The 13549-nt window shown below is 44.9% G+C and carries 13 protein-coding genes and 2 pseudogenes; 4 read left to right on the top strand and 11 right to left on the bottom strand.

Translation table 11 applies throughout. The annotated features are described in order from the left end of the window. The first annotated feature begins 11 nt into the window (after window positions 1-11). Entirely contained in the window at window positions 12-548 is a 537-nt protein-coding gene (locus tag BCU07_RS17840; protein ID WP_102428314.1) for an RNA-binding S4 domain-containing protein, read from the top strand. A gap of 136 nt (window positions 549-684) precedes the next feature. Here BCU07_RS17840 and BCU07_RS17845 read toward each other — a convergent pair. Continuing rightward, a pseudogene (locus BCU07_RS17845) lies at window positions 685-1565 on the bottom strand (LysR family transcriptional regulator). Between the two features lie 106 nt (window positions 1566-1671). On the opposite strand from BCU07_RS17845, the pseudogene BCU07_RS17850 reads away from it, so the two are divergent. Next, window positions 1672-2634 (top strand): annotated as a pseudogene (locus tag BCU07_RS17850) (nitrilase family protein). Window positions 2635-2792: 158 nt separating this feature from the next. Here the strand turns inward: BCU07_RS17850 and BCU07_RS17855 are convergent. From BCU07_RS17855 to BCU07_RS17900, 10 genes are all read right to left on the bottom strand, one after another. Continuing rightward, window positions 2793-3236, bottom strand: coding sequence for a F0F1 ATP synthase subunit epsilon (locus BCU07_RS17855; RefSeq protein WP_004730391.1), 444 nt, complete (start codon window positions 3234-3236; stop codon window positions 2793-2795). Between the two features lie 14 nt (window positions 3237-3250). After that, complete coding sequence (atpD, locus tag BCU07_RS17860) at window positions 3251-4636, bottom strand: F0F1 ATP synthase subunit beta (protein ID WP_017060843.1); 1386 nt, start codon at window positions 4634-4636, stop codon at window positions 3251-3253. A gap of 44 nt (window positions 4637-4680) precedes the next feature. Then, a complete protein-coding gene (gene atpG, locus BCU07_RS17865) occupies window positions 4681-5550 on the bottom strand; it encodes a F0F1 ATP synthase subunit gamma (protein ID WP_017064727.1) in 870 nt (289 codons plus the stop codon). 46 nt (window positions 5551-5596) lie between these two features. Next, window positions 5597-7138, bottom strand: coding sequence for a F0F1 ATP synthase subunit alpha (gene atpA, locus BCU07_RS17870; protein WP_102332884.1), 1542 nt, complete (start codon window positions 7136-7138; stop codon window positions 5597-5599). 9 nt (window positions 7139-7147) lie between these two features. Further along, on the bottom strand, window positions 7148-7699 hold the full coding sequence (locus BCU07_RS17875) for a F0F1 ATP synthase subunit delta (RefSeq protein ID WP_102428313.1): 552 nt from the start codon (window positions 7697-7699) through the stop codon (window positions 7148-7150). Window positions 7700-7710: 11 nt separating this feature from the next. Further along, entirely contained in the window at window positions 7711-8181 is a 471-nt protein-coding gene (locus BCU07_RS17880) for a F0F1 ATP synthase subunit B (RefSeq protein WP_017060839.1), read from the bottom strand. Window positions 8182-8235: 54 nt separating this feature from the next. Next, window positions 8236-8472, bottom strand: coding sequence for a F0F1 ATP synthase subunit C (atpE, locus tag BCU07_RS17885; protein WP_004730405.1), 237 nt, complete (start codon window positions 8470-8472; stop codon window positions 8236-8238). A gap of 47 nt (window positions 8473-8519) precedes the next feature. Beyond that, the gene (atpB, locus tag BCU07_RS17890; RefSeq protein WP_102332883.1) at window positions 8520-9290 is read right to left on the bottom strand and encodes a F0F1 ATP synthase subunit A; all 771 of its coding nucleotides are present in this window, start codon (window positions 9288-9290) and stop codon (window positions 8520-8522) included. Window position 9291: 1 nt separating this feature from the next. Then, entirely contained in the window at window positions 9292-9693 is a 402-nt protein-coding gene (locus tag BCU07_RS17895) for a hypothetical protein (RefSeq protein WP_017060837.1), read from the bottom strand. Between the two features lie 715 nt (window positions 9694-10408). Beyond that, window positions 10409-11293 carry a LysR family transcriptional regulator gene (locus BCU07_RS17900; protein WP_017060836.1) on the bottom strand — a complete coding sequence of 295 codons (885 nt, stop codon included), beginning with the start codon at window positions 11291-11293 and terminating at the stop codon, window positions 10409-10411. Between the two features lie 157 nt (window positions 11294-11450). On the opposite strand from BCU07_RS17900, the gene BCU07_RS17905 reads away from it, so the two are divergent. Both BCU07_RS17905 and BCU07_RS17910 read left to right on the top strand, forming a co-directional pair. After that, on the top strand, window positions 11451-11849 hold the full coding sequence (locus BCU07_RS17905; protein ID WP_017060835.1) for a RidA family protein: 399 nt from the start codon (window positions 11451-11453) through the stop codon (window positions 11847-11849). 187 nt (window positions 11850-12036) lie between these two features. Further along, complete coding sequence (locus BCU07_RS17910; protein ID WP_017060834.1) at window positions 12037-13497, top strand: aldehyde dehydrogenase family protein; 1461 nt, start codon at window positions 12037-12039, stop codon at window positions 13495-13497. The last annotated feature ends 52 nt before the right edge of the window (window positions 13498-13549 follow it).

Below are 13549 nucleotides of genomic sequence, written 5' to 3' on the forward strand. Positions count from 1 at the left end.
TAGAGGTCACCATGGACCAAGAACATTACGAAGACGCTGATTACGAAGGCCAAGAGCTGGTCGAAGAAGGCGAAGAGATTGAAATTGAAGCAATTGGTATTGATGTTTCATCACAGCCAATCGAGCTCTACAAAGTGTTTAAAATTGCTAACCTAGTGAGTGGTGGCGGTGAAGCTAAGCACATCATCTCTGAAGGCTACGTAGCGGTAAATGGTGAGCTAGAAACCCGTAAGCGTCGTAAAATGTACGATGGCGACTTCTTTGAATTCAACCAAGAATACTATGTAGTGGTGTGTGATCAGCCAGTACAAGAAGAATCAGAAAAGCCGAAAAAGAAAGAAACGCCTAAAAAAGAGAACAAGGCGAAGAAAGGTCAGTCTAAAAAGGATTCTAAGAAGAAGGAATCTAAGAAAAGCAAAGCAGAAATGCTAAGCGCAAAGGCTGAACCAAAGAAAGAGAAAAAAGAGAAGAAACCGAAAAAGAAAGCGGATACGCCAAAGCCAACACGTGATGACAAAAGCGGCCGTAATTCGATTGAGTTCTTCTAAGTTATAGCTCTAACCTACTGATCTAAAGCTATTCTTTCAAAACGCAATCAACCTTAGACTTAGGTTTACGTTAAGAAAATATCAAAAGGCTCACTATTTAGTGAGCCTTTTTTGTTGGTGAAATTTAGCTTCTGGTCTAATTTCCTTTTTGATGAGCCACAAACTCTACAAACCTATCCCTGAGTGGGTTGTCACTCTCTCCATTCCAGATTAACCCGACAGGCCAAGTCGCGTGTTCACCTTCTAACGCAATGAATTCACATCGGTGTTACTAATGTACTGCGCACTGCTGGGTACGATGGTGAAACCGATATTGGCCGAAACCAAGGCAAGCAGGGTGAGGATATCATCGGCTTCTTGTGTCTTAGATAAGTCGATTTTATTGGCAAGACAATATTGTTGAATCTGTCTGTCTAATCCGGGGCCACGGTGCTGAGCCAATTTTAGATAAGGCCATTTCGATAACTCAAAGAGAACCTGATCGTTACCTGGCGCTTGCTTGAGAATATCTTTGTGAACCGCAATCACAAGCGAATCATTGAAAAGCGTTAGGCTCTTTAAATCCGAGGAGTCGGGTATTCGATTGAAGCTGATATCGAGTTCATGGCTCAATAGCTCGTCGGTCTGCTGCTTAGAAGGTGTGTCATTTAAGGTGATGTGAACGTCTGGGTACTGTTGTTTATAGGCGGCAATCAGTTTAGGTGCTTCGTGATAATTAGATACGCCAAAACCAATGTTCAAATGCCCCTGAGTTCCATTCACTACGGAGCCTGAAAGCTGCTCAAACGCTTGCATTGAATGAACCAAACGTTGGGCTTCGGGTAGTAAGGTTTTACCTGCGTGTGTCAGTTCTGCGCCGTTCCTGCCGCGAGAAAACAGACTCGCTCCTATATTGGATTCCAGTCGTTGAATCTTTTTGGTCAGTGCCGACTGAGTAATGTAGAGCTGCTCTGATGCCATACGATAATTGCCCGACTTAGCCAACTGACAAAACGCCTTCAGTAAATCAAATTCCATTCCGAATGCTCATTGAACTAAGAATATCTTTCATTATATGGAATTGAATCGATTTTTTATACTGAGTTCATACCAAATCAGATAAAGCGAAATTTGAGGACGAATAATGAAAAGAGACATCAAAGTAGCGTCGGTTCAGTTTAACCATCATGCAGGCGATAAGGCGTATAACTTGTCGGTGATAGGTCAATACGTTCAACAAGCTGCGAAGAGTGGTGTGGAGATCATCAGTTTCCCAGAGATGTGCATCACTGGCTACTGGCATGTGTCTGCTTTGTCGCGAGACGAGATAGAAGCGCTAGCGGAACCTGTGCCGAGTGGTGAATCGACTCAAAATCTGATTGCACTGGCAACACAGTTTGGCATCAGTGTTGGGGCTGGTTTGATAGAGCAGGGTGTGGATGGCGAGTTATACAACACTTATGTGTTCGTGATGCCCAATGGAGAAGTTCAGAAACACCGTAAACTGCACACCTTTGTGAGCCCACATATGAGCAGCGGCGACCAATACACGGTGTTCGATACGCCCCATGGTTGTAAAGTCGGTATCTTGATTTGTTGGGATAACAACTTGGTCGAGAACGTACGAATTACTGCATAGAAAGGCGCCGATATTTTGATTGCGCCACACCAAACGGGCGGTTGTCATTCACGAAGCCCGAATGCGATGAAGCGAATTGACCCTGAATTATGGTTTAACCGAGATGAAAACCCAGAGGCGATTCGTGCTGAAATGCAGGGCAAGAATGGCCGCGAGTGGTTAATGCGTTGGTTGCCTGCAAGAGCGCACGACAACGGTATGTTTGTGGTGTTTAGTAATGGTGTCGGCGTTGATATGGATGAAGTAAGAACAGGCAATGCGATGATCCTCAGCCCTTATGGTGAAATCATTGCTGAGACCGATAGTGTTGATAACGACATGGTGATTGCAGAGCTAAAAGCAGAAGAGTTAGACATGTGTACTGGTAGACGCTGGATTCGTGGCCGTAAGCCAGAGTTATATCATTCACTCACACAACCTCTTGGTCATGAACTTGATCCGCACCAAGCGCGTTTTTCAGAGAAGTAATGGTGTAAACGTTGTTGAAAAGGATGTACTAGGGACGGTTGAAAGGGAGGGGAAGCTGGAAAGGAGAGAAGGGTTCCTGATGTAGTCTACCCACTTAAACTGTTTTTTAAGTGGGTAGACTATTTACACATCAAGCACTAAGCATCTAAGTTCTATTCTCAGTGTCGAGTGCGAGAAGACGTCAGTTCTGATGCACGAAGTTGAGCAACGGCTTTTGCTAGTTCAAGCTGAGCTTGTGCAAAGTTGATGTCTACATTGCCCTTATTGATATTTTCTAGAGCTGCATATTTCGCTTCTTCTGCGCGAGCGCGGTCAATATCTTGGCCGTGCAAGGCAGTATCGGCTAACACCGTCACCACATCCGGCTGAACTTCCAGCATCCCACCAGAAACATAAAGCACTTGCCCCTCTGACTTAGGGTCTGTGACAAACACGGTCACGCCTGGCTTTATTTTACTGAGAAGCGGGGAGTGACCCGGGCGGATCCCCAGCTCACCATCAGCGCCAGAAACGGCTAGGGCATACGCTGGACCTGAAAACAGCGTACCTTCCGCACTTACAATATTAAGTTGAAATGTATTATCTGTAATTCCGATAGCCATGGTGCACCTGCCTCTTAGAGTGATTTTGCTTTGTTAAGCACTTCGTCGATAGAGCCACAGTACAAGAACGCTTGCTCTGGGATATCGTCATATTCACCGCTCAATAGACCTTTAAAGCCTCTTAGTGTTTCGCTTAGCGGTACAAAGACACCTTTCTGACCGGTAAACACTTCGGCTACGTGGTAAGGCTGCGTTAAGAAACGTTCAATCTTACGAGCGCGAGATACGGTCTGTTTGTCTTCAGTAGACAGCTCATCCATACCAAGAATCGCGATGATGTCTTTTAGCTCTTTGTAGCGTTGCAGCGTTGTTTGTACTTTTTGTGCAATGTCGTAGTGCTCTTGGCCTACGATCAGCGGATCTAACTGACGTGACGTTGAATCTAACGGGTCAATCGCAGGGTATAGACCCAGTGCCGCGATGTTACGAGACAGTACAACGGTCGCATCTAAGTGAGCAAAGGTTGTTGCTGGCGATGGGTCAGTCAAGTCATCCGCAGGTACGTATACTGCTTGGATAGAGGTGATAGAGCCTTGTTTTGTTGACGTGATACGCTCTTGAAGTACGCCCATCTCTTCAGCCAGTGTTGGTTGGTAACCTACTGCTGAAGGCATACGACCTAGCAGAGCTGATACTTCTGTTCCCGCAAGCGTGTAACGGTAAATGTTATCAATGAACAACAGTACGTCACGACCTTCATCACGGAAGCGCTCAGCCATAGTTAGGCCTGTAAGTGCTACACGTAGACGGTTTCCCGGTGGCTCGTTCATTTGACCGTAAACCATGGCTACTTTGTCTAGTACACCTGCTTCTTTCATCTCGTAGTAGAAGTCGTTACCTTCACGAGTACGTTCACCTACACCGGTAAACACAGAAAGACCTGAGTGGGCTTTGGCGATGTTGTTGATAAGCTCCATCATGTTGACGGTTTTACCTACACCAGCACCACCGAACAGACCAATTTTACCACCCTTAGCGAATGGACAGATAAGGTCGATAACCTTAACGCCTGTTTCTAGAAGCTCAGTGCTGTTTGCTTGTTCTTCATAAGAAGGGGCTTCACGGTGAATCTCGTAGTTTTCTTTCTGACCGATTTCACCACACTCATCGATAGGTTGACCAAGCACGTTCATGATACGGCCTAGCGTTTCTTCGCCGACAGGAACCGTGATTGGAGAGCCTGTGTTTTCAACCGTTAGGCCACGACGTAAGCCATCTGACGTACCCATTGCAATACAACGAACGATATTGCTACCCAGTTGTTGTTGTACTTCCAATACTAACGAGCTTGCTTCGTCGCTAGTCACTTTCAATGCATCATAAACGCGTGGGCTGTTGCCGCCGCTGAACTCGACGTCAACCACCGCGCCGATTACTTTAACTATTTTTCCAACACTCATTCTTAAATCCTCAAATTCTGTTCTTGACCCAGTCTTTTCTAGCCCTAGACAGCTTGGGCACCTGAGACTATTTCACTCAGCTCTTGGGTAATGGCAGCCTGACGCGCCTTGTTGTAGACCAACTGCAAGTCATCAATGAGTTGGCCTGCGTTATCAGTCGCCGCTTTCATAGCGACCATTCGGGCTGCTTGCTCACAGGCAATGCTCTCAACAATGCCTTGATACACTTGCGATTCGATGTATCGATGTAACAGTTCTGAGAGTATGTCTTTGGGTGCTTGCTCATAGATGTAGTCCCAACGACGCGCTTTTTTAGGCTCACCACCTTCCTCAGAATCCGAAGGGTGGGGGAGCAACTGCAAGGTCGTTGGCGCTTGAACCATGGTGTTGACGAACTGGTTGTAAACGAGATACAAGCTATCGATTTTACCTTCGTCGTAATGCCCGAGCATCGCATTCACCGTACCTAAGATGTCTTCTAACTTAGGTGTATCGCCAAGACCTGACGTTTGTGCAATAACGTTGCCGCCGCGTTGGAAGAACGAGATAGCCTTAGATCCCACTAAGGTTGTTTCTACCTCGACTCCCTTGGTGCGCCATTGCTCCATTTCTTCTAACACTTTCTTGAACAAGTTTGAGTTCAAGCCACCACACAAGCCGCGATCGGACGAGATAATGATGTAAGCGACACGCTTAGGTTCACGCTGTTGCAGGTAAGGGTGCTGGTACTCCAGGGAACCCGATGCAACATGAGAGATAACTTTTCGCATGTTCTCGGCGTAGGGGCGAGTTAGCGTCATGTTGTCTTGAACCTTGCGCATCTTACTTGCTGCAACCATTTCCATTGCGCTAGTGATTTTCTGAGTGTTACTAACACTGGCTATCTTGGTGCGAATTTCTTTAGTACTTGCCATAATCTGCTCCTATTTGTTTTGATTTCCAGCTAACAAACCGGAGCACTTACCAAGCTTTCATCCCAACAAAACCTTCTAGGATCTCTTTAAGAGCACCGTCGATTTCGTCATTGTAATCGCCTGTCGCGTTGATTTTTTCGAACAACGCAGGGTTCTGACCTTTGGCATAAGCAATCAGCTCTTCTTCAAAACGGGCAATGTTGTTTAGCTCAACACCGACCAAGTAGCCTTTCTCTGCTGCGTAGATAACCGTTGCTTGCTCAGCGACTGACATTGGAGAGTATTGTTTTTGCTTCATTAATTCGGTAACACGCTCACCATGGTCTAGCTGTTTGCGCGTCATCTCATCTAAGTCAGAAGAGAACTGAGCAAAGGCCGCCAGCTCGCGATATTGAGCTAATGAAGTACGGATACCACCAGACAGTTTCTTGATGATCTTGCATTGCGCCGCACCACCCACACGAGATACCGAGATACCTGGGTCTACTGCAGGACGTAAGCCTGAGTTAAACAATTGGGTTTGAAGGAAAACCTGACCATCGGTGATTGAGATTACGTTGGTTGGTACAAACGCTGATACGTCACCCGCTTGAGTTTCAATGATCGGAAGCGCCGTTAATGAGCCAGTTTGACCTTTCACTTCACCGTTAGTGAACTTCTCTACATACTCTGCATTCACTCGTGCTGCACGTTCTAGAAGGCGTGAGTGAAGGTAGAATACGTCGCCAGGGAAGGCTTCACGACCCGGTGGGCGTTTCAATAGCAACGAGATTTGACGGTAAGCAACGGCTTGTTTTGATAGGTCATCATAGATGATCAGTGCATCTTCACCGCGGTCACGGAAGTATTCACCCATGGTGCAACCCGCATAAGGGGCTAGGTATTGAAGCGCTGCAGACTCTGATGCTGATGCCACGACTACGATGGTGTTTTTAAGCGCATCGTGGTCTTCGAGTTTACGAACCACGTTAGCGATAGTGGAGGCTTTTTGGCCAATCGCTACATACACACATTTGATGCCAGAATCTTTCTGATTGATGATCGCATCGATAGCTAACGCTGTTTTACCCGTCTGACGGTCACCGATGATAAGTTCACGTTGACCACGACCGATTGGCACCATGGTATCAACCGCTTTATAGCCAGTTTGAATTGGCTGATCAACAGACTTACGTTCGATTACACCGGGTGCAATCACTTCTACAGGGTCGAGTCGGTCACAACTTATTGGGCCTTTGCCATCGATTGGCTCGCCTAATGTGTTCACAACACGGCCAAGAAGACCGTTACCGACGGGGACTTCCAAGATACGACCTGTACCTTTCACTTTCATACCTTCAGATAGGTCAGTGTAGGGGCCCATAACCACCGCACCTACTGAGTGCGTATCGAGGTTAAGTGCGAGTGCATATTTGCCACCTGGTAGCTCAATCATCTCGCCTTGCATAACATCAGCAAGGCCATTGATTGTGATGATGCCATCACGAACCGATACGATAGTGCCTTCATTGCGAGCCTCGGTGCTCACATTAAATTTCGAGATGCGTTCTTTGATTAGATCGCTGATTTCATTTGAATTTAATTGCATAATTGTTACCTATCTCGCGTGAAGTTGATGAGCCAATCGGTCAATTGATGTGTTTAAAGAACCATCGATAACGGTTTCACCCGCCTTGATGACCATTCCACCTACTAACGTGTCATCAATAACCTGCTTCATTTCAACCTGACGCTCTAATTTCTTCTCAAGTGCAGCTGTTAGTGACGTAATTTGATCTTGTGTCAGCATTTCTGAACTGGTGACAGTGACAGGCACTACACGTTCATGTTCGTCCTTTAGCTCGCAGTACAATTCAAACAGGTCTCTTACAACAGAAAGGCGGCCGTTCTCGGCCAAGACTCGAATAAGATTAATGACGTGGTCATCAACGAGTCCTTGGCAAATATGAATGATGAGGTTTGCCAGCTCTTCTGTTTGGTGTGTAGAAGCACCTTCTGCTGAAGAAATCTGACTAGCGATCGTTTCTTCTTCCGCGACAGCCACAAGAATGGACAGCATTGAGTGCCACTCTTGTAACTGGTTTTCACCTAAAGCAAATTCAAACGATGCTTTGGCGTAGGGATGAGCAATATTGGTGTAATCTGACATATTGCCTCTCCTTAGAGTTCGCTAATCATTTGGTCAACTAGCGCTCGGTTCGTTGCGGAATCTAGGTTTTTGCTAATCAGTTTCTGTGCACTTTGAATTACTGCGTCTGCCATATCTGCCTGAAGTTCACGGCGTATCTTTTGGCGTTCGCCTTCTAGCTCAGCTCTACCTTGTTCTAAGATGCGTGCCTTTTCTTGCTCGGCTTCTTGTTGCGCTAAGCTGATGATTTCATTGCGGCGTTTTCGGCCCTGTTCAACCAGTTCAGTCACATCTTTTCTTGCATCTTCGATGAGTTGCGCGCCATTTGATTTTGCTAGTTCTAGCTCTTTCGCAGCGTTCTCTGAGTGGCGTAAACCATCAGCGATTTCTTTTTGGCGCTCGTCTAACATCGCGGTGAGAGGGGGCCATACATATTTCATGCAGAGCCAAACAAAAATCACGAATGAGATTGCTTGTCCAAACATGCTTGCATTTAAGTTCATACCTTCCTCACTAAATCTTGATTATTTACAAATCGATCTTTCAAAGCGGTTTGATTAAGCCACGGCGAAGATGATGTATAGACCGATACCAACACCGATCATCGGTACTGCATCCACAAGACCCATCATGATGAAGAATTGAGTACGAAGCATTGGAGTAAGGTCTGGTTGACGCGCAACACCTTCAAGGTATTTACCTGCTAAGTTACCAATACCAGATGCTGCACCTGCTGCACCTAAACCGATCAGTAATGCACCTGCTACATATAAAACTGCGCTTACGATATCCATTTGTATCTCCGATAAATAATTTGTTAGTTAAATTTTTTAGTTATTAATTAGTGGTGTTCTTCTGTTGCCATACCTAAATAAACAACGGTCAGTACCATAAATATAAATGCTTGCAAGAATACGATTAATATGTGGAATAGTGCCCAAGGAACACTCAGTGCCCATTGCATCCACCATGGCATTAATGCGATCAGAATAAATATCATCTCACCTGCATACATGTTTCCAAATAATCGTAAGCCTAGTGATATAGGTTTTGAAATTAATGTTATTAATTCAAGAACTAAGTTAACAGGGTATAAAAGAGGGTTATCAAATGGCTGCGTAGTAAGCTCTTTGATAAAGCCTTTCAATCCTTTATTTTTAAATGTATAAGTCAACAGTAAGATAAATACACCGAGTGCCATCGACATTGGAATATTTACGTCCGCCGTTGGTAGATCTCTAAAGTGTTCTAGACCCATTGCACGACTTAATGCTGGTATGAAATCTATTGGAAATAAATCGACCGCGTTCATTAACAACACCCAAACAAAAGTGGTTAATGCCAGTGGCCCTATTAATTTATCCTCCGCTTGAAAAATCTCTTTTACTAGGTTGTTTACAAAATCAAATATCAGTTCGATAAAACATTGAAATCGACCTGGAACACCGCTGGTGCCCTTAGTCACTACGTATCGAAAAGCTCCAATAAACAGTAAACCCGTAATCCAAGATACCAACATCGAGTCGATGTTGAACGCCCAGAAACCATCACCTGTAGTTAAGAAGGTTAAGTGATGCTCTATGTATTCGTGAGCGGTAGTTACTTGATCCATACTACACGTACTCCGATCTTGTAGAGGCAGTAATAAATGGTGTTAAGAAGTACCCAACCATAGTGAGAATATATGCGTACAATATTACTGGGTTATCCAATTTGAAAAACTGGAACGCCAAAATAAACATTAAGAACGTATAAGTTATTTTCACGACACGACTCATTTGCATTAAGTCACGTAAACTATAATTAGGATTCTTGCGCACCTTTAGGCTTGCATATATAAAACCAAACAGCGGAGGTAGCATCGCAATTCCGATACCCAAAGCCGACGATTCCATATCTACTTTATTACCAAAAAACACTTCATATAAAACTACACCGACGGCCAATACTACTTGGCAGAGAACAACTCTTTTAGCAGCAACAAGAATGTCACCACTTATCCCATTAAGCCTCATAATAAAACCTTATATTTAACAGTGTAAGCTCATATAAAACACAGTTTGAATATGTCTTGCTACTCGCATTTACTTGTTAATAAAACTTTGCTTGTTAACAAAGAGATAATCTTGCTGGTTTTATATCTCCTGACGAAATAGAACGATATAAACTAGTTCGCTCTCGTTTCGACAAAATATAAACTACGCCTAAAATTATGTGATCAAAACGACAAATATTGATATCAATAATTCCATTTTTGAAATGAATGTTTTTCATTTATGAAAGTAATAGTTCTATCACTTTATTCATGAATATTTAAGATGCTTTATCCTTGTGAAAAAGAGGGTCTTTTAGAAGGGAGTAGCGAGCTAAATTTTCAACTTATGATCTTATCAATTACGACTATTCAAACACTTAGGTTCATTTACAAGCTGAGTTGTGAAGTGTGATTTTGGTAGGGGTTAAGCTTGTTTGAGGCAATGATGGAAGATCTGGTTTTTCTGGTAAATTAAACGTACGTCGCTCCTTATCAATAAGCGAATATTTTTTATATTGTCGTCAGCTTGTCACTATTTGCGTGCGCGAGAGTGAAAATTCAGCGCCTAAATGTTGATGATATAGGAGTGAAATGGGGGACTGGGTGTGCGAGAAGCATGGTGCGGAGAAGAACACCGAGTTTTGAGGAAGTAAATGGCAGCAGAGCGCTGCCTAATTTACTTAATCTAGGCTCTCTTATGACTCTTCATAACTGAGGTATTGAATACATAAGTCATGGAAAGCCTGTGCTTGTGGCGAGATCGTACGATCAGACAGTCTGAAAATGCCGATTTGTCGTTGCAAGGGTGGGTCAATTAGCGGAATCCACACCAAGCGGGTTTCATTGGTTGGGAAAGCCAGCTTAGGTAGCGTGGTCACGCCTATCCCGAGCTCTAACACCGAAAAAAGCGAGGTAATGTTCTCGACAGAGTACAGGGCTTGTTCGCTGAGCATGCGCGCAGGTGTTGGGTCCAGTAGGGTGCAAGTCCCGTTACGAATGAAGGGCTGCTTTAACAAGGTTTGCCATTCGATTCCTTCCCGTTGAGAGGCGATAGGGTTATCTTTGAGGCACACCACACCGATAGGATCAGAAAGCAAAGGCGTGAAGTCGATGCTCTCTTCTTCTAAATGGGAGCTATTACCGAGGGCAACATCCACCTCGCCAGAGAGTAATCTTGCTTCTACCCCTGCCGCATTATCATCAATCAAACTCACTTCTACATTCGGGTACTGCTCACAAAATGCCCCTAAAACACTAGGGATGAGTTTTGCGGCCACCGAAGGCACGCTCGCTATTCGAACTCTTCCTTGTTGTCCTGCTGCCGCTGCGCGTAAGTCATTGTCTAATGCTTTGTAAACGTTCAGAAATTGAATGATCTTGGGCAAACATATTTCTCCAAAAGGCGTCAGTGTCGATTTGTTGCCTGTTTCAAACAGAGGTTGGCCGAGTATTTTTTCCAACTCTTTTATCGAAGTCGAAAGTGCCGCTTGCGATCGATTTGCACGGTGAGATGCCGCTCTAAATCCACCTTCTTCGACCACCAAAACGAAATGTTTTAACTGTTGTAGCTTAATACTCATGACTCCGATCCTTCTCTAGCCCTTGCTATACCTTACTTTTCGCAAGGTGATAGATTTTATTTATCAAATGCACAAAATTTACCGTTAGATTTATCAGGCGTCAAGGTGCAGTATTTAACCATCTTGAAACATAGTTGTTACAAAGTTGGATAAAATCGTGAACGCACAAACTAAAAAACACCCAGTAAAAACCTCTCTTTTTGCTTCAAAAGCACCACTAGAGTGGGCAATCGTTAATAACGGCACTCTATACACTGCGCAGATTCCAATCGATGAAACGGGCGCAGTAGTAGAAGGCGGTATTGAAGCGCAAACGCGTCAGACTTTTAACAACCTTGTTCATACCTTGGAGTGTGCAGGCGAATCGATGGATTCTGTGCTGCAGGTTCTGATTTACGTGACTGACCGTGAATACCTGAAAACGGTAAACAGCGTATACGGAGAATACTTCAACGCACCTTATCCAAATCGTGCAGCAGTCGTTGTTGCAGGGCTAGCTAGAGAAGAGATGTTGGTTGAGTTCGTGGTTTATGCATCGGCGTCTCAACCTGAATAAATGGACTGTGAACTGAGGCAATTTGCCAATCAAAGCTGTTTGTCTACGCAGATCTTTACTAATACAAGCGAATAGTTTTACGTCTAGATACAAAATTAATACTTATTCTCTATATGAATTAACAATTTATTAATTAATCCGATGGTTGCCAGACTCAACCGCAACCTAACGTTACAAGGACAGAATGATGACTCACTTACAGAATGTTCAAGCAGAAAACGCACTTTACATTGGCGGCGAATGGCAAGCGGGTGTAAGCACCGTAGCGAACATTAACCCATCAGATATTTCTGAAAATATTGGCAACTTTGCACAAGCAAGTGCTGAACAAGTTCAACAAGCGATTTCAGCGGCGAAACACGCTCAACCAGAGTGGGAAAAAACGCCGATTGAACGCAAGCAAGCGGTGCTTCAAGCGATTGGTGATGAGCTGATTGCCCGTTGTGATGAGCTGGGCACTTTGCTATCTCGTGAAGAAGGTAAGCCTTTTGCTGAAGGTCGCGGTGAGATTTACCGTGCAGGTCAGTTCTTCCAATACTTTGCGGCTGAAGTGCTTCGCCAAATTGGTGACAACGCAGATTCTGTACGCCCGGGTGTTTCTGTTGAAGTGACTCGCGAAGCGGTGGGCGTTATCGGCATTATCTCTCCTTGGAACTTCCCGACAGCAACAGCAGCTTGGAAAATTGCTCCAGCATTGGCTTTCGGTAACAGCGTTATTTGGAAACCAGCAAACCTAACACCAGCAAGTGCGGTCGCGCTTACAGAGATCATCCACCGCCAAGGTATCCCTGCAGGTACGTTTAACCTTGTACTGGGTAGCGGTTCAACAGTAGGTGATGCACTGATCAACTCTAAAGAAGTGAACGGTGTGAGCTTTACCGGTTCTGTTGATACGGGTCGTAAAGTGGCAGCGGCTACAGCGCCAAACTTCGTTCGATGCCAACTAGAAATGGGCAGTAAGAACGCACTTGTTATTGCTGACGATGCTGATATCCAAACTGCGGTTGATGCAACGATTGCAGGTTCTTTCTCTGGCGCAGGCCAAAAATGTACCGCGTCTTCTCGCCTTGTGGTTATGGATAGCATTCACGACCAATACGTTGAAGCACTGATTAAACGTATGAGCGAGCTGAAAGTGGGTCACGCACTGGAAGAGGGTGTGTTCATGGGCCCTGTCGTTGATGGCAACCAACTTGAAGCAAACCTAGGTTGGGTTGAGAAAGCACGTCAAAGCGGCGGTGAGCTGGCATTTGGTGGCGAACGCTTGAGTATGAAGCACGAAGGTTTCTACATGTCTCCAACGCTGTTCTTGAACACTAAGAACGATTGGGAAGTGAACCAAGAAGAAGTGTTCGCACCAATGGCAAGTGTGATTCGTGTCGCTGACCTAGAAGAAGCGATTGCGACAACCAACGACACTCGCTTCGGTCTAACAGGCGGCATCATTACTCAGAGCCTACGTACTAGCGCAATGTTCAAGCAACAAGCGCAGACCGGTTGTGTGATGGTCAACCTACCAACAGCAGGCACGGATTACCACGTACCGTTTGGTGGTCGTAAAGAGTCTAGCTTCGGTCCTCGTGAGCAAGGTCAATACGCGAAAGAGTTCTACACAGTGGTTAAGACGGCTTACCAGCGTCCTTACTAATCCACTTTCTATATAAGAATTGGATAGCTGAGGATATTAAGTGCCTAGCTAT

Source organism: Vibrio sp. 10N.261.54.E10 (genome assembly GCF_002877735.2).
Classification (GTDB): domain Bacteria; phylum Pseudomonadota; class Gammaproteobacteria; order Enterobacterales; family Vibrionaceae; genus Vibrio; species Vibrio crassostreae_C.